The sequence below is a fragment of the Microbacterium sp. Root280D1 genome (assembly GCF_001428975.1).
In the GTDB taxonomy this organism is placed as follows: Bacteria; Actinomycetota; Actinomycetes; order Actinomycetales; family Microbacteriaceae; genus Microbacterium.
The window spans coordinates 758,220-774,561 of sequence record NZ_LMJK01000003.1 but is presented as its reverse complement, the minus strand read 5'-3'; the positions used below and the strand labels follow the sequence as shown (position 1 = coordinate 774,561).

At 68.8% G+C, this 16,342-nt stretch carries 14 protein-coding genes; 8 read left to right on the top strand and 6 right to left on the bottom strand.

Annotated elements, in window-relative coordinates; genetic code table 11:
* Window positions 1-228: 228 nt before the first annotated feature.
* From ASE34_RS16225 to ASE34_RS16210, 4 genes are all read left to right on the top strand, one after another.
* Window positions 229-921, top strand: coding sequence for an NTP transferase domain-containing protein (locus ASE34_RS16225; protein ID WP_053096968.1), 693 nt, complete (start codon window positions 229-231; stop codon window positions 919-921).
* Between the two features lie 80 nt (window positions 922-1,001).
* Entirely contained in the window at window positions 1,002-1,976 is a 975-nt protein-coding gene (locus ASE34_RS16220; RefSeq protein ID WP_056280098.1) for a hypothetical protein, read from the top strand.
* A 108-nt stretch (window positions 1,977-2,084) separates the two neighbouring features.
* A complete protein-coding gene (locus ASE34_RS16215) occupies window positions 2,085-3,674 on the top strand; it encodes an acyl-CoA carboxylase subunit beta (RefSeq protein WP_372984169.1) in 1,590 nt (529 codons plus the stop codon).
* Window positions 3,671-3,904 carry an acyl-CoA carboxylase subunit epsilon gene (locus ASE34_RS16210; RefSeq protein WP_308418038.1) on the top strand — a complete coding sequence of 78 codons (234 nt, stop codon included), beginning with the start codon at window positions 3,671-3,673 and terminating at the stop codon, window positions 3,902-3,904. The genes ASE34_RS16215 and ASE34_RS16210 overlap by 4 nt, the downstream gene beginning before the upstream one ends.
* Window positions 3,905-4,102: 198 nt before the next feature.
* Here ASE34_RS16210 and ASE34_RS16205 read toward each other — a convergent pair whose 3' ends face one another.
* The 5 genes from ASE34_RS16205 to ASE34_RS16185 form a co-directional block, all read right to left on the bottom strand.
* Entirely contained in the window at window positions 4,103-5,302 is a 1,200-nt protein-coding gene (locus tag ASE34_RS16205; protein ID WP_053096975.1) for an ROK family transcriptional regulator, read from the bottom strand.
* A 298-nt stretch (window positions 5,303-5,600) separates the two neighbouring features.
* The gene (locus ASE34_RS16200; RefSeq protein WP_056280096.1) at window positions 5,601-6,611 is read right to left on the bottom strand and encodes a hypothetical protein; all 1,011 of its coding nucleotides are present in this window, start codon (window positions 6,609-6,611) and stop codon (window positions 5,601-5,603) included.
* Window positions 6,608-7,837 (bottom strand): ATP-binding protein, encoded by a 1,230-nt coding sequence (locus ASE34_RS16195; protein ID WP_056280093.1) that lies wholly within the window; start codon window positions 7,835-7,837, stop codon window positions 6,608-6,610. The genes ASE34_RS16200 and ASE34_RS16195 overlap by 4 nt, the downstream gene beginning before the upstream one ends.
* Window positions 7,827-8,489 carry a response regulator transcription factor gene (locus ASE34_RS16190; RefSeq protein WP_056280091.1) on the bottom strand — a complete coding sequence of 221 codons (663 nt, stop codon included), beginning with the start codon at window positions 8,487-8,489 and terminating at the stop codon, window positions 7,827-7,829. The genes ASE34_RS16195 and ASE34_RS16190 overlap by 11 nt, the downstream gene beginning before the upstream one ends.
* 40 nt (window positions 8,490-8,529) lie before the next feature.
* A complete protein-coding gene (locus ASE34_RS16185) occupies window positions 8,530-9,759 on the bottom strand; it encodes a class I SAM-dependent RNA methyltransferase (RefSeq protein ID WP_056280088.1) in 1,230 nt (409 codons plus the stop codon).
* 23 nt (window positions 9,760-9,782) lie between these two features.
* Between ASE34_RS16185 and ASE34_RS16180 the strand changes: the two genes are divergently transcribed.
* Together ASE34_RS16180 and ASE34_RS16175 are read left to right on the top strand one after the other, a co-directional pair.
* Window positions 9,783-10,421, top strand: a complete 639-nt coding sequence (locus tag ASE34_RS16180; RefSeq protein ID WP_056280325.1) for a Maf family protein — start codon at window positions 9,783-9,785, stop codon at window positions 10,419-10,421.
* A 78-nt stretch (window positions 10,422-10,499) separates the two neighbouring features.
* A complete protein-coding gene (locus ASE34_RS16175; RefSeq protein WP_056280083.1) occupies window positions 10,500-12,266 on the top strand; it encodes an acetyl/propionyl/methylcrotonyl-CoA carboxylase subunit alpha in 1,767 nt (588 codons plus the stop codon).
* 68 nt (window positions 12,267-12,334) lie between these two features.
* On the opposite strand, the gene ASE34_RS16170 is transcribed toward ASE34_RS16175, so the two are convergent.
* Complete coding sequence (locus ASE34_RS16170) at window positions 12,335-13,789, bottom strand: NAD(P)H-quinone dehydrogenase (RefSeq protein WP_200955185.1); 1,455 nt, start codon at window positions 13,787-13,789, stop codon at window positions 12,335-12,337.
* A gap of 48 nt (window positions 13,790-13,837) precedes the next feature.
* Between ASE34_RS16170 and ASE34_RS16165 the strand changes: the two genes are divergently transcribed.
* Both ASE34_RS16165 and ASE34_RS16160 read left to right on the top strand, forming a co-directional pair.
* Complete coding sequence (locus tag ASE34_RS16165; RefSeq protein WP_056280080.1) at window positions 13,838-14,671, top strand: purine-nucleoside phosphorylase; 834 nt, start codon at window positions 13,838-13,840, stop codon at window positions 14,669-14,671.
* Entirely contained in the window at window positions 14,668-16,338 is a 1,671-nt protein-coding gene (locus ASE34_RS16160) for a phospho-sugar mutase (protein ID WP_056280076.1), read from the top strand. Before ASE34_RS16165 ends, ASE34_RS16160 begins: the two co-directional genes overlap by 4 nt.
* Window positions 16,339-16,342 lie beyond the last annotated feature (4 nt).

The window sequence follows — 16,342 nt, the reverse complement described above, 5'->3', positions numbered from 1 at the left end:
AGGATTTCTTCGGGTCACCGCAACATTTCGCCGACCTGGTGAGCCCGTTGGACATTTCACTCCGGATCTGGACGAATCTGAGTGTTGGGTGTGTACTGGATCACGAATTGGCCACAGCGATGTCAACCCCCGCGGGTTCTCAGGCGGGATCGCTAGCATGGCTCTCGGCACGACGAAGTGTCCGGTCGGTGAACCGACCATGAACACATACTTCATTTAGGAGCACTCGTGACTCTTCAGACCGTCATCCTCGCAGCAGGCATGGGCTCACGCCTCGGCCGCGCGCTGCCGAAGCCGCTCACGGAGTTGAGCGACGGCCGCACGATCATGCGCCAGCAGCACGACAACATCCGCGCCGCCTTCGGATCGGACGCCCGCATCACCGCCGTCGTCGGGTACCGCGCAGAGACCATCATCGAGGCGTTCCCGAACGTCAATTACGTGCACAACGAGCGCTACGACGAGACCAACACGTCGAAGAGCCTGTTGCGCGCTCTCGGCGCCACCGGCAAGTCGGGCGTGCTCTGGATGAACGGCGACGTGGTGTTCGACCCGATGATCCTGGGCCGCGCTGCGGCGTACATCGAGCGCGACCAGTCCTTCGTCACGGTGAACACCTCCAAAGTCAGCGACGAGGAGGTGAAGTACACGGTCACGGCCGAGGGCTTCATCAACGAGCTGTCGAAGACCGTCAAGGGCGGTCTCGGTGAGGCTGTGGGCATCAACTACATCTCCTCCGCAGACAAGAAGGCGTTCATGCGCCAGTTGCAGCGCGTCGAAGACCAGGACTACTTCGAGCGCGGCCTCGAGCTCGCGATCGCCGAAGACGGCCTGCTCCTCGAGCCGATGGACGTCTCCGATCTCTACGCGGTCGAGGTCGACTTCGCCGAGGACCTCGAGCGGGCGAACCTGTTCGTCTGATCGCCTTCCACGAAAGCTCGGCCCCGTCAAGGGAGCCGGGCTTTCGGCTTTTTCGCGGCCTGGCTTCCTAGGATCGATCCATGGCCCCCAAGGTGCACAAGATCCACTCCCTCCCCGACGACGCCGCGTGGGACAGGGGGGTGCCGCCCGTCGGCTCGGCCGAGCATCCGCTGATGGTCCGCGGGCTGGACCGCGTTCTCGCGATCCAGCGCCCGCTGGTGCTGGCGCACATCCGCAGCATCCGCCTGCGCAACCCGCACGCTTCGCCCGAGCAGATCATCCGCATCCTCGAGCGGCGCTATCTCGCGGCGGTGACCACGGGCGGCGCGGCGGTCGGAGCGACCGCCGTCGTGCCGGGGATCGGCACCGGCATCACACTCGCCCTCTCCGGAGTCGAGACGGTGGGCTTCGTCGAATCGACGGCGCTCTTCGCGCAGTCCGTCGCAGAGGTCCATGGCATCGCGGTGTCGAACCCCGACCGGGCCCGCGCGCTGGTGATGACCCTCATGCTCGGCAAGGAGGGCGTGGCCCTCGTCGGACAGCTGGCAGGCGAGGCCACCGGCCGCGGCGGCTCGAGGTCGTCGTACTGGGGCGAGATGGTGACGAAGTCGTTGCCGCGCGCTGCCGTCGGCCCCCTCGTGGATCGACTGAAGAGCATGTTCGTGAAGCAGTTCGCGGCGAAGGGCGGTGCCTCGTTCATCGGGAAGGCACTGCCGTTCGGCGTCGGCGCGGCCGTCGGAGGCGCGGGCAACCACATTCTCGGACGCCGCGTGCTGACGACGTCGCACCACGCATTCGGAGCGGCACCTCTGGACATGCCGCTCGAGCTGGAGCCCGTCGCCGGCGCAGAGAAGATGGAGCTGCGAATGCTGCACGGTGCCCAGTTCGTCGGGGGCGCCGTGGCCGGAGCGGCCGGATCGGCGGTCCGCGGCGTCGGCTGGGCGGGACGGAAGATCGCGTCGGTCGGACGTGGCCGCAACAAGGACGTCGGCGAGATCGAGCAGGCCGGCACCCACGACCTGCCGGGCACGCTCGGTGCCGAACACCGCGAGTGACGGCCGCCCTCGGGACACGCGGGGTTCACGAGAGCCGCCAAAGGATCTGACGACCCGTTGTAGCGAGCATCCAACGGACGGGGCCACCGCGACGATAGGGTGGAATCCGTGACGGACAAGCCCGAACTCTCGACCACCGCCGGCAGAATCGCAGACCTCCGCGCTCGCTACAACGAAGCCGTTGTCGACGCCGAGAAGGTCGCGCAGGAGAAGCAGCACGCCAAGGGCAAGATGACCGCCCGCGAGCGCATCGAACTGCTCGTCGACCCCGGAAGCTTCGTCGAGTTCGACGAGTACGTGCGCCATCGCACCACCGCGTTCGGCATGGATCGCAACCGGCCCTACGGCGATTCCGTCGTGACGGGTGTGGGCACGATCCACGGCCGCACGGTCGCGGTGTACTCGCAGGACTTCACCACGTTCGGCGGATCTCTCGGCGAGGTCTCCGGCGACAAGATCATCAAGATCATGGAGTTCGCGCTGTCGGGCGGTATGCCGATCATCGGCATCCTCGACTCCGGTGGAGCCCGGATCCAGGAGGGCGTGCTCGCCCTCAGCAAGTACGGCGAGATCTTCCGCCTGAACACTCGGTCGTCGGGGGTCATCCCGCAGATCTCGATCATCATGGGCCCGGCCGCCGGTGGAGCCGTCTACGGCCCCGCTCTGACGGACTTCGTGATCATGGTCGACAAGACCAGCCAGATGTTCGTGACCGGCCCGGACGTCATCAAGACGGTCACCGGCGAGGACGTCGGCATGGAGGAGCTCGGAGGAGCCCTCACGCACAACACTCGCTCGGGTGTCGCGCACTACCTCGCCGAGGACGAGGACGACGCGATCGACTACGCCCGCACGCTCCTCGGCTTCCTCCCCGACAACAACATGGCGGAGATCCCCGCGTACGAGAGCGGCTTCGAGTGGGAGACCACGGATGCCGATCGCTCTCTGAACACGATCATCCCCGACTCCCCCAATCAGCCGTACGACATCCACACGGTCATCGAGCACGTCGTCGACGCGGGAGACTTCATCGAGGTCCAGCCGCTTTTCGCGCCGAACATCGTGATCGGCTTCGGCCGGGTCGAAGGGCGCTCGGTCGGGATCATCGCCAACCAGCCGTCCCAGATGGCCGGAACGCTCAACATCGAGGCGGGTGAGAAGGCCAGCCGATTCGTGCGGTTCTGCGACGCGTTCTCGATCCCTATCGTCACGCTCGTCGACGTGCCCGGGTATCTCCCCGGTACCGATCAGGAGTGGACCGGCGTGATCCGCCGCGGCGCCAAGCTCATCTACGCCTACGCGGAAGCGACCGTGCCGCTGGTCACGGTCATCCTGCGCAAGGCCTACGGCGGCGCCTACATCGTGATGGGATCGAAGCAGCTGGGCGCCGATGTCAACCTCGCCTGGCCGACGGCGGAGATCGCCGTGATGGGCGGCCAGGGTGCGGTCAACATCCTCTACCGCGGCGAGATCAAGCGTGCCGAAGAGGCCGGCGAGGACGTCGCCGCCGTGCGCACGCGGCTCGCGAACGAGTACACCTACAGCGTGACCTCGCCGTTCCTCGCCGCCGAACGCGGCGAGATCGACGGCATCATCGAACCGGCGAACACCCGAGTCTCGATCGCCAAGGCGCTCCGAGCCCTCCGTGGGAAGCGCGCCGAGCTGCCCCCCAAGAAGCACGGGAACATCCCGCTGTGACCGAGCCCGCGACGTCGGACGAGCGCCAGCTCCCGACGATGGAGATCACCCGGGGCGTTGCGACCGAGGAGGAGCTCGCCGCTCTCATCGCCGTGGTGAGCGACGCCTACTCGCAGGAGGCGGCGGATGCCGTGGCCGAGGAGCCTCGCGTATCGGCGTGGGCCCGCACCCAGCGACCGCTGCGACGCGCACTGCGACGAGACATCCCGTGGGGCCGCTTCGCACGCTGACGCCCTCGCATCGGAGAGTCTGCGAGACCCGGAGCCCCCCAGCTACCGGGCCACGCAGACGACCCTCCGATTGATGCGGGGCCGTCGCCCCTGGCACCTGTAAACCCCAGACGGCGCATCTCTTCGATAATACATCGACTGGAGTAATCACTGAGGGCGCTTCAACCGATATACCGGTATGCGAATTGATGGCTCCGTTCAATCCTCGAGGTAGAGGTCGGATGCTCGAGGCGTGAGCACCGCGTCGAGCACGACGCAGGCGGCCCCCACGGCACCGACATCCTCTCCCACCACCGCGCTGTCGACGCGCAAGGCCCGAACCGACCTCGTCGCACTGCGACGGTTCAGCTGCTCTGGGATCTCGCGCAGATAGACCTCGGACAGAGGGGCGCAGAACGGCCCGCCGAGCACCACACGATCGACATCGAGGATGTTCGTGAGCACCGAGATCAGCACTGCGAGATGTTCGGCAGAGCGACGCAGAACGCCCAGTGCGCGGATCTCGCCCGCGGAAGCGAGCTCGCACAGACGGGCGAACCGCTCCTCCACTCCGCGCGCACCTCCGTCGTCCGGCTCATCGCGGAACACCCCGGCCGCCTCCGCCTGCTCGACGATCGCCTGCGGGGTGCATACCACTTCGACGCATCCTCGCGAGCCGCACGCGCAGGGCGGCCCGTCTGGGTCGACCATGATGTGGCCGATCTCGCCGAAGTTGTGGGTGCTGCCTGTGACCACAACCCCCTCACGCGCTGCGGCGGCCCCGAGCCCCGTGCCGAGGTAGACGAACAGGAACGAGTCCTCGGCTGTCGCGGAGCCGGTCCACAGCTCCCCCACTGCGGCGGCAGTGGTGTCCTTCTCCAGCGTGACTTCGAAGCCCGTCGCTTCTGCGAGAACGGAACGCAGCGGCACCCGATGCCATCCGTCGAGCTTCGGGGGGTCCACCACCGTGCCCTTCGCCGCGTCGAGCGGCCCGGGGGCAGCGACGCCGACCCCGGCGACGAGTGCGCGATCGATGCCGGCCTCGTCGACGAGGCCATCGATCGTCTGCGCCATCGTCTCGACGATGCGGTGCGGGTCCCGGTCGTGCGTGCGCACGACTCGTCGTGCGATCACCGCACCGGACATGTTCAGCAGCACGAAGGTGATCACCGACGGGTCGAGATGCACCCCCACCGAGAAACGACTCTCCGCGACCAGGCGCAGCGTGACTCGCGGCTTGCCGGGCCCGTTGATGGTCCGCCCTGCTTCGGTGATCAGCCCCTCGTCGAGAAGGCGACGGGTGATGTTCGTGATCGTCTGCGCCGAGAGGCCGGTCGCATCGACGAGCTCGATCCGGCTGAGTCCCTCTCCGGACCGGCGGATGGCCTCGAGGATGACGGACTGGTTGAAGTCACCCATGCGGGGGAGATTGGTTCCGCGACGCATTCCCATGCCTCATCATCTCGCACCGGCGTCGATTCCGTGTCCCCCAAAATACCTACAGACAACGACTTGACTAACCATGAGACTGAGTAAGACGCTTCGCGTTCGGCTGGTCTCTCTGTCCCAGGGTAGATAGACGCAGACCGGCCACCAGCGGACGGTTTTCGGGTAACTGGTCCGCATGGCGAGGGGCTGGCGGATTCGCCGCCCCTCGCCCACTCTGTCTGACCTCGACTCTGACCCCCTCCCCCGGCCAGAGCCGAGGACAGGGGCCTCACTGGCGTGGAGCGTCTCTCGGGATCTCGTGCCACACGTCGACGGCATCGTCGTCGCTCTGCCCGCCGGCGCCGGCCCGGCCGACCACCGTCACGGCCGTGTGAGCATCCCTGGCCGCTCGGATGATCCACCGCTCCGCATCCGCATCGCGCAGCACCCGGGCGAGCTCGTCGCGGATCATCGCGCGTCGTCCCTCATCGACGTCGTCCAAGCCGCCCTCGTCGAAGACGGTGACGACGGCACCGCGGCGACGCGCGTCCTCGATCGCATCCCGCACCGCATCGTTGAGCAGATCGGCTCCCCGGAGCTCGTCGCGCAGGCGACCTTCCGCCAGACGCGCCTGCAGACGCTCCTCCTCGCTCAGCGCGCCACGCGATGCGACGGTGCGACTGAGCACCGGCCCCGCGACCGCCAGCGCGAACTGCGTGCGCAGACGACGTTCCTTCTGGCGCACCTGCTGGGTCGCGTGCCAGGCGGACACCGCCTGCTGGATGCCGGCGAGGCGCTCGGTGTCGCGGACGGCTCTGTCCCAGAAGATCACCAGGAGGTGAGCGATCGCGACCCACACGAGCGAGCCCACCAGGCCGAGGGACAGCGCCACGAAGACACCCAGATACACCGACGATGTGGCGACGAGGACGAGCACCACCAGCCAGCCGATCACGAAGCGGCGCCGGACGACGCACACCACGCCCATCAGACCGAGCGCACCGATGTACCAGGTGGCGAACGGCGCCGTGCGTGTCAGCGGATCGAGTGACAGCGTCACGAGAATCGGAATGAGGACGCTCGAGACCAGCGTCAGCAGCGCCGCCCAGAGCGGCATCCGCACCGAGATCGCCGAGTCCCAGAGGATCGCGACGTTGACGACGACGAGGTACAGCGCGATCGCCGCGACCATCAGCAGCGGCGCGGAGGGCTGCTCGATCCACCACACCCCTCTCGCGGCGAAGTACATCGCGAAGCCCACCGCGAGTGACGTCGCGACACTGCGCACCGTGCGATTCATGGCCGCTCCCAGCCCAGCGTCACGGTGGTGCCGCACTCTCTCGAATCGATCTCGGCGGTGCCCGCCACCCCGGCCATCCGTGCGAAGATCGACGCTCTGATCCCGAGGCGGTCGGCGCCGATCGCCCCGATATCGAATCCTGGGCCGGTGTCCGTGATCGTCACCGTGATCCCCTCGTCACCGCGGCCCTCGACGAGGATGTGCAGCCCGCGCCCACCCGCATGGGTGACCGCGTTGCCGAGCGCCTGTCTGGCGGCGAGCACGAGTGCTCTCGCGGCGCGCCCGGGGATCAGGCCGATCCCTCCCCGTTCCTCGACGATCGCATCCGCCCCGAGCTCGGACAGGGCACGACGGAGCTCGACGACGATCTGAGCGGCGCCCACCGGTTCGTCGCTGCCCTCCTGGGCCACCGCGGCCTCGGTGTTCGCCAGGCGGGTGAGAGCCTCCCGGGCCATCCCCACGGCGAGGTCCTGCGCCCGATCGCCTTCGGCCCGTTCCGCGGCGATCAGCGCTGCGAGGACGCTGTCGTGCATGAGCGCCGACATCGCCGCACGCTCCTCCTCGGCTGCGGCGGCTGCCGCTGCGCCCGCGTACGACGCGACGGCTCGGGCACGGGCCTCATCGACACCCGCGGCGACCGAGCGGAACATCCATCCCAACGCGATGATGACACATCCGAGGATCAGGGTGAACGACACGTCGAACGCCGTCGTCACCCAGAAGTCTCGCGAGAAATCGCCTTCGACGAGGCGGACATAGCCGTAGACGAACGGCAGGCACACCGCCCAGACGAACTGCAGCCACAGAGGGAAGGCGAGCATCGCAGCCACGACGCCCACGTTGACGAGGAAGAAGATCCACGGCTGGTCGGCGGCTCTGCCCACAGGGTCGACCAGACTCGGCCAGGCGGCGAGCGCGAGTGTGTACACGATGGCGAACGCGCCGGACGCGGTCCTGACGCCACGTCCGATGACGCACGCGACGAGCATGACGATCAGCGGCACGAAGACCACGAGCAGCATCGTGATGCGCGCGGCATCCGATCCCGTCGTCGTGACCCCCGCGATCAGTGCCTGTGCGCCGAGAACACCCGATCCGATCGCGACGACCGTGGCGAGGATGCGCTCCATGCGTTTGCCGGTGAAGCGCTCGAACTCGGTCTCCACGCTGCCGGGCGAAGGGATCTTGCTCCATGCCTCCCGGATGCTGAGCGGGTCAGCGGCCACTCGGCGCCCCGTCTGCGGCGACGATCCCATCCTCCATCGCTCGCCGCAGAAGGTCGACCTTCGTCGGGGCCGGTCGCCCGACCTCCACGTACTTGACCCGGATCCGGGTGATGTTCTCCTTGGCGGTCGAGTACGCGACTCCGAGGCGCTCGGCCACGGCCTTCAGCGGCAGGCCGGTGGCATACAGCCGGAGCACCTCCCGCTCGCGTGTCGACAGCTGGGCGTCCGCGAAGTCGCGATCCCCGTCGACAGCGCTCGCCCACTCGACGTTGTTGAGGGCTTCGCCCTGCGCGACGGTGCGGATGGCGTCGAGCACGTCGTCCAGCGCAGAGGATTTGCTCACGACGCCGGCGGCACCGGCAGCGAGGGCCTCGCGCACGGCCGCCGGTCGATCGGCGACGCTGTGGATCACGACGCTCGCGCCGTCGGCGACGAGCGACCGGACGTTCTCGGTCACCGTGGTGCCGTCTCCGAGGGTGAGGTCGAGCACCACCACGTCGGCAGGCTGCGGCGACGTCGTCGACCTCCACTCGAGGTAGGACACGACGGTGCTGCCGGAGAAGACGACGGTCTGCTCTCCGTCACGAGCGCACGCCGCCTCGAGACCGAGGCGGACGGATTCGTGATCGTCGATGAGTGCGACCCTGCTCATCCGCCCAGCCTACTGAGTACTCAGCCCCCGCAGATCACGATCACCGGGTGAGCAGCGCGACGACCTCGAAGTGATGCGAGTGCGGGAACAGGTCGAAACCGCGCAGCGTCCCCACGTTCCACCCGTGTTCGCGGAAGGTTCCGAGGTCCCGCGCCAACGCCACAGGGTCGCAGGCGACGTAGGCGATCGCCTCGGGGGCCAGAGAGTTCAGTGCATCGACCACCGCGCGTCCGGCACCGGCACGCGGCGGATCGAGTACGACCGCTCCTGCTCGCGTGTCGGAGGGGAGACCGGCGAGATAGCGGTCGACCCGTGCTGTGACGGCATTCACGGCGAGGGGCGCGAGGTTCTGCTGCGCGTGAGTCGTCGCCCGCCTGCTGGACTCGACGGTGACGATGTCGGTGCCACCGAGGTCTGCGAGCGATGCGGCGAAGAGCCCGACTCCTCCGTAGAGGTCGAAGTGCGTCGTCTCCGGATCGACGTGCCCGTCGAGGATGCCGTAGACGGCGCCGTCGAGCACCGAGGCGGCTCGCGGGTGCACCTGCCAGAATCCACCGGCGTCGACCTGGAACCGGCGATCGCCCACCTGCTCGTAGACGACTTCGGGCGCCGGGCGGCGGTGCTGCCCCCTGGCCGGTCGCTCGTCGAGGCGATCTCGTCGGATGACCCGCACCTGGCCGTCGCCCGGTTCGACCAGGTCGACGCTGCCCGCCTCGCCACCCGCGAGACGGAGGGCCGCCTGTGCGACCGCCGGACGCGCGAGCGGGTGGGAGCTGACCGGGATCACCCGGTGGCTGCGAGCGGCGTAGGGTCCGACGCGCCCCTGGTCGTCGACGTGCAGGGTCACCCGGGAGCGCCAGCCGGTTCCGTCGGTCGAGTCCACGGCCTCGATCTCGGGAGCCTCGAGACCGGGTCCGGCGAAACGATCGAGCGCCTCGGTGAGCACCTGACGCTTGAGCACGCGCTGATGCGCGAGATCGATGTGCCCCAGGTCGGCGCCCCCCGGCCGGTCCTCGGGCGCGCGGGAGACGTCGGCCTCCGCCCAGATGTGGGGGCGACGATGCGGCGAGGCGTCCAGGACCTCGACAGTCTCGGCACGCCAGAAGCTCTTGGACTCACCCGTGGAGTCCTCGGTGAGCCGCGCGCGGACCCGCTCACCGGGGATGGCGTCGGAGACGAAGACGACCCGGCCTTCGTGTCGGGCGATGAACGTGCCGCCGTGCGCGATGCCGGTGATGTCCAGATCGAGCAGGACTGGGGAGGAAGTCATCCTTCGAGGATACGGTGGTGAACATGCGCGTCTGCCTGGCCTCCACCTCTCCCGCCCGCCTCATGCTGCTGCGTCAGGCGGGTATCGAGCCTCTGACCCAGTCGCCGGGAGTGGATGAGGATGCGGTCGCCGCCGCTGCCACGGCCGAACGGGGCGCGGAGCTGACTCCGGCGGACCTCGTGCTCCTGCTCGCCCGGGCGAAGGCGGCGGACGTCGCGCAGCGCCTCTCTGCGGACGGCGAGTTCGACGGCATCGTGATCGGCGGAGACTCGATGTTCGAACTCGGCGGGCGCGTGTACGGCAAGCCCTACACGCCCGAGGAGGCGACCAGACGCTGGCAGGAGATGCGCGGGGCCACCGGCATCCTGCACTCGGGGCACTCGGTCTTCCGTGTCTCGCCGGGCACCGACCCGGTCGAGGCCACCGCCACGGCCGAGGCTTCGGTGACCTTCGCCGATGACGTCACGGATGCCGAGATCGCCGCCTACGTCGCCTCGGGTGAGCCCCTGCTCGTCGCCGGTGCGTTCACGGTCGACAGTCTGGGCGGCGCCTTCATCACCCGCGTCGACGGCGACCCGTCGACGGTGGTCGGGATGTCGCTGTCGACCGTGCGCCGCCTCGCCGCCGATCTCGGCGTCACGTGGACCGACCTCTGGTCGTAGAGTCTCGTCGACGTTTCTGCCTCTTTCTTGTGGAGAGTCGTCAAAGCGAACGGGAGCCTTCTCGCTAGGCTGGCAAGCATGCCTGATATCGCCAAGGTGCTCATCGCCAACCGCGGCGAGATCGCCGTCCGCATCATCCGTGCCGCTCGCGACTCGGGGATCGCCTCCGTCGCCGTGTACGCCGACCAGGACCGCGACGCTCTGCACACCCGCCTCGCCGACGAGGCCTATGCCCTCGGCGGCGCCACGAGCGCCGAGACCTACCTGCAGATCGAGAAGATCCTCTCGGTCGCCCGCCGCGCCGGCGCCGACGCCGTGCACCCCGGATACGGCTTCCTCGCCGAGAACGCCGAATTCGCCCGCGCCGTCATCGGTGCGGGGATGACCTGGATCGGGCCTTCCCCCGACGCCATCGAGGCGCTCGGCGACAAGGTCACCGCCCGCCACGTCGCCGAGAAGGTCGGCGCGCCGCTCGCTCCCGGAACGCCGGGACCCGTCTCCGGGGCCGACGAGGTCGTCGCCTTCGCGAAGGAGTTCGGTCTGCCGATCGCGATCAAAGCCGCGTACGGCGGCGGCGGTCGCGGCCTGAAGGTCGCCCGCGAGCTCGACGAGGTCGCGGAGCTCTTCGAATCCGCCACCCGCGAGGCGGTCACCGCCTTCGGCCGCGGCGAGTGCTTCGTCGAGAAGTACCTCGACAAGCCGCGGCACGTCGAGACCCAGTGCCTGGCGGATGCCGAGGGCAACGTCGTCGTCATCTCGACGCGCGACTGCTCGCTGCAGCGCCGCCACCAGAAGCTCGTCGAGGAGGCACCCGCGCCGTTCCTCACGGACGAGCAGAACGACCTGCTCTATTCCGCGTCGAAGGCCATCCTCAAGGAGGTCGGCTACGTGGGCGCAGGCACCTGCGAGTTCCTGATCGGCGCCGACGGCACCGTCTCGTTCCTCGAGGTCAACACCCGTCTGCAGGTCGAGCACCCCGTCTCCGAGGAGGTCACCGGCATCGACCTGGTGCGCGAGCAGTTCCGCATCGCCGCCGGCGGCACGATCGACTACGACGACCCGAAGCCGACCGGACACTCGATCGAGTTCCGCATCAACGGCGAGGACCCCGGTCGAGGGTTCCTCCCGCAGCCGGGTCCGATCCACGTCTTCAAGACCTTCGGCGGACCCGGCATCCGCCTCGACTCCGGCGTCACCGCGGGCGACTCGGTCTCGGGCGCCTTCGACTCGCTTCTCGCGAAGATCATCGTCACCGGCAAGGACCGCGCCGAGGCTCTGGAGCGCTCGCGCCGCGCCCTCGAGGAGTTCGAGGTCGCAGGTCTGCCCACCGTGCTCCCGTTCCACCGCAAGGTCGTGAACGACCCCGCGTTCACCGCGGAGAACGGCGAGTTCGGCATCTTCACCCGCTGGATCGAGACCGAGTTCGAGAACGACATCCCCGCCTGGGACGGCGAGCTCGAGTCGCCCTCCGCCGGCGAGAACCGGCACACCGTCGTGGTCGAGGTCGGCGGCAAGCGCCTCGAGGTCAGCCTTCCCGATCGCGTCGCGGTGGCGGCCGGCACGGCAGGACGACCGGCCGCGGTTCCGCCGTCCCGCCGCAGCCACGCGACCTCGGTCAGCGCCGGCGCATCGGGAGACGCCGTCAAGTCGCCGATGCAGGCGACCGTCGTCAAGGTCGCCGTCGAAGAGGGGCAGCAGGTCGTCAAGGGCGATCTGGTCGTCGTTCTCGAGGCGATGAAGATGGAGCAGCCGCTGCAGGCTCACAAGGACGGCACGATCGGCAACATCGGCGCCGTCGCCGGTGCGACGGTCTCGGCCGGACACCAGCTGCTCACGATCAGCTGACCACCCTCGCACACGAGAAAGGCGCCCCGCTGCTGCGGGGCGCCTTTCTCGTCTGATCCGCGGCGGATCTAGGAGATGTTCGCGTTGACGAGGTGCATCGCCCTGCTCGCGTCGGTGATGCTGCTCGACAGCGACGGGTATGCCGCGAAGACGCGAGAGACCTGGTCGACCGTCAGACGACGCTCCACGGCGACCGCGATCGGGTAGATCAGCTCGGAGGCCTTGGGCGCGACGATCACGCCGCCGATCACGGTGCCGGATCCCTTGCGTGCGATCAGCTTCACGAAACCGTCCTTGATGCCCATCATCTTGGCCCGAGGGTTCGCGGCGAGGGGCAGCTTGTAGACGAGGCCGTCCGCGACGCCGTCTTCGACGTCCTTCTCGGAATAGCCGACCGTGGCGATCTCGGGCGCCGTGAAGATGTTGGAGGTGATCTTGATCAGCTCCAGAGGGATCACGATGTCGCCCAGCGCGTGGAACACGGCCGTGCGGCCCTGCATAGACGCGACGGAGGCGAGTGGGAAGAAGTTCGTGCAGTCGCCGACGGCGTAGACGTTGGGCACAGAGGTGCGCGCGACGCGGTTGACCCGCACGTGCCCGGTCTCGTCGAGCTCGACTCCCGCGTCTTCGAGACCGATGCCAGCGGTGTTCGGGATCGAGCCGACCGCCATGAGGCAGTGGCTCCCCTCGACCGTGCGGCCGTCGGAGAGCGTCGCGCGCACGCCGTCCTCGGTGACCTCGACCTTCTCGGCGCGGGCCTTGGAGAGCACCGTCATCCCGCCGCGCTTGAAGACCTTCTCGAGAACGTGCGCGGCATCCTGGTCCTCACCCGGCAGCACCTGCTCGCGGCTGGAGATCAGCGTGACCTCGGCGCCGAGGTTCATGTAGGCGGACGCGAACTCGGCGCCCGTCACACCGGAGCCGACCACGATCAGGTGATCGGGAAGCGCCTTCATGTCGTAGAGCTGCGTCCACGTGAGGATCCGCTTGCCGTCGGGCTTGGCCGAATCCAGCTCGCGCGGCGACGCGCCCACCGCCACGATGATCGTGTCGGCCTCGACGCGGTCGAAGTCGGTGCCCTTCTGCCCGGTCGAGACCACGATCGCCGTCGGTCCCTCCAGACGGCCGTGGCCGGACAGGATGCGCACGCCGGCCTCGAGCAGCGTCGTGCGCATGTCCTCGGACTGCTGGCCCGCGAGCGCGATCAGACGTTTGTTCACCGCGGCGAGGTTGATGGCGATCTCGGGCTTGAGCGGCTTGCCGTGCTCGCCCTTGGCGTAGAACTGCACTCCGAGGTCGGAGGCCTCCGAGATCGCGACCGCGGCATCCGCCGTGGCGATCAGGCTCTTCGAGGGGACGACATCGGTGAGCACTGCCGCTCCGCCCACGCCCACACGCTCGACCAGGGTCACCTCGGCTCCGAGCTGAGCGGCCGCGAGGGCCGCCTCATAACCGCCGGGACCGCCGCCGAGGACGGCGACGCGCTGTGTGCGCTCAAAAGGGGTGGAAGACATGATCTCCATTCTTCCGCAATCCTGGCCCCGGAGCCTGCACCTTCCTAGAGTGGATCCATGTCTGAAACACACAGCAACCCCCTCGACGACCCGAATGCGAACCCGTTCGAGGTCGCAGCCGACGCAGCCGCCGACATCGCGCGCCTGACCGGAGTCGAGAAGCACGACATCGCCCTGACCCTCGGCAGCGGGTGGGGCAAGGCCGCCGACATCATCGGCGAGACCACGGCGACCATCCCCGCCACCGAGGTCACCGGCTTCTCGAAGCCCGCTCTCGAGGGCCACGTGGGCACCCTGCGCAGCATCCGCACTCCCGATGGCAAGAAAGTCCTCGTCATCGGTGCTCGCACCCACTACTACGAGGGCCACGGCGTGCGCCGTGTCGTGCACTCGGTGCGCACCGCCGCGGCCACGGGCGCCAAGATCATGGTGCTGACGAACGGCGCCGGCGGAGTGCGCGAGACCTGGACCCCCGGCCAGCCCGTGCTGATCAGCGACCACATCAACCTCACGGCCGACTCCCCTCTCGAGGGCGCGACGTTCATCGACCTGACCGACCTCTATTCGACACGTCTGCGCGACATCGCCCGGAGCGTCGACCCCACTCTCGACGAGGGCGTGTACACGCAGTTCCGCGGCCCGCACTACGAGACGCCGGCCGAGGTGCAGATGGCCAAGCACATCGGCGGACACATCGTGGGAATGTCGACAGCGCTCGAGGCGATCGCCGCTCGCGAGGCCGGTATGGAGATCCTCGGGTTCTCGCTCATCACCAACCTCGCCGCCGGCATCCAGAAGACGCCGCTCAGCCACGCTGAGGTCATCGAGGCCGGTCGAGAGGCCGAACCGGTCATCTCGGCGCTGCTGGCCCGAGTGGTCGAGGCGCTGTGAACGACGAGCGTCTCGCGCAGGCGCGCGCGTGGATGAGACAGGACCCCGATCACGAGACCCGCGACGAGCTGGCCGTGGTCATCACGCGGGCAGCGGATGGCGACGAGTCGGCCGCCGCCGACCTCGATGATCGCTTCAGCACCCGACTCGCGTTCGGCACCGCCGGTCTCCGCGGAGCCCTGGGGGCCGGCAGCAACCGCATGAACCGCGTGCTCGTCGCGCAGGCGGCCGCCGGGTTCGCCTCGTACCTGCGCGAGAAGTCGCACGGCCGCACGCCGACCGTGGTGATCGGCTATGACGGACGCCGCAACTCCCGCGTGTTCGCGACCGACTCCGCCGAGCTGTTCGCCGGAGCAGGGCTGCGCGCGATCCTGCTGCCCAGACTGCTGCCCACGCCCGTGCTCGCGTTCGCGGTGCGTCACCTGGGCGCGGATGCCGGTGTCATGGTGACCGCGTCGCACAACCCGCCGAACGACAACGGATACAAGGTCTATCTGGGCGGCGCCGATCAGGGCTCGCAGATCGTCGCACCCGCCGATGCCGAGATCGCCGCGCACATCCAGCGGGTCGCCGATGCGGACGACGTCACGTCGTCGCCTCGCTCCACCGACTATGAGACGGCCGGCGAAGCCGTGGTCGACGCGTACGTCGCCGCGACAGCGGCGGTCGCTCCCGCACCAGCCGGCGCGTCCGATCTGCGCTGGGTCTACACCGCTATGCACGGGGTCGGCTGGGAGACGCTGTCGAAGATCGTCGCGGCCGCCGGATACCCTCAGCCGATGGTCGTCGGAGAGCAGCTCGAACCCGACGCGACGTTCCGCACCGTGTCGTTCCCCAACCCGGAGGAGCCGGGGGCGATGGACCTGTCCTTCGCCCGGGCCCGCCGCGTGCAGGCGGACTTCATCATCGCCAATGATCCGGATGCCGACCGACTCGCCGTGGCGATCCCGGATGCGTCGTCGGAGGGCGGATGGCGGCGACTCACCGGCAACGAGGTCGGGCTCCTCCTGGGCGCTCGCGCCGCCAGGGCCGCCGAGGGCACGCCGGGTGCATCGCTCGCGTGCTCCCTGGTCTCATCGCCCGGCCTCGGCGCCGTCGCCGCCCATCACGGGCTCGACTTCCACGAGACGCTCACGGGCTTCAAATGGATCTCCCGCGCCCCCGGCATCGTCTTCGGCTTCGAGGAGGCACTCGGCTACCTCGTGAATCCCGAGACCGTGCGCGACAAGGACGGCATCTCGGCGACCGTGGCGATCCTCGGACTCGCCGCCGAGGCGCACGAGCGCGGACGCTCTCTCGCCGACCTGTTGTCCGAGCTCGGTGACACGTACGGTCACTTCGCCAGCGGTCAGGTGTCGGTCCGCGTGCAGGACCTCTCGGTCATCGGCACCGTGATGCTCTCGCTGCGCACGCTGCCGCCGACGCACTTCGGCAGCCACTCGATCGCCTCCGTGGAGGATCTGCTGCACGCCGACGCAGGGCAGCCCTCGGGCGACGTGCTGCGGTATCGACTCACGGACGGCTCGCGCATCATCGTCCGTCCGAGCGGCACCGAGCCGAAGCTCAAGGTCTACATCGACGCGGCCGCGGACTCCGCAGAGCGCGCCACCGCGACCGTCGCCGAGCTCGAGGCCGCGGTGCGCCTGCTCCTGGAAGAACGCTCGTAGGCCG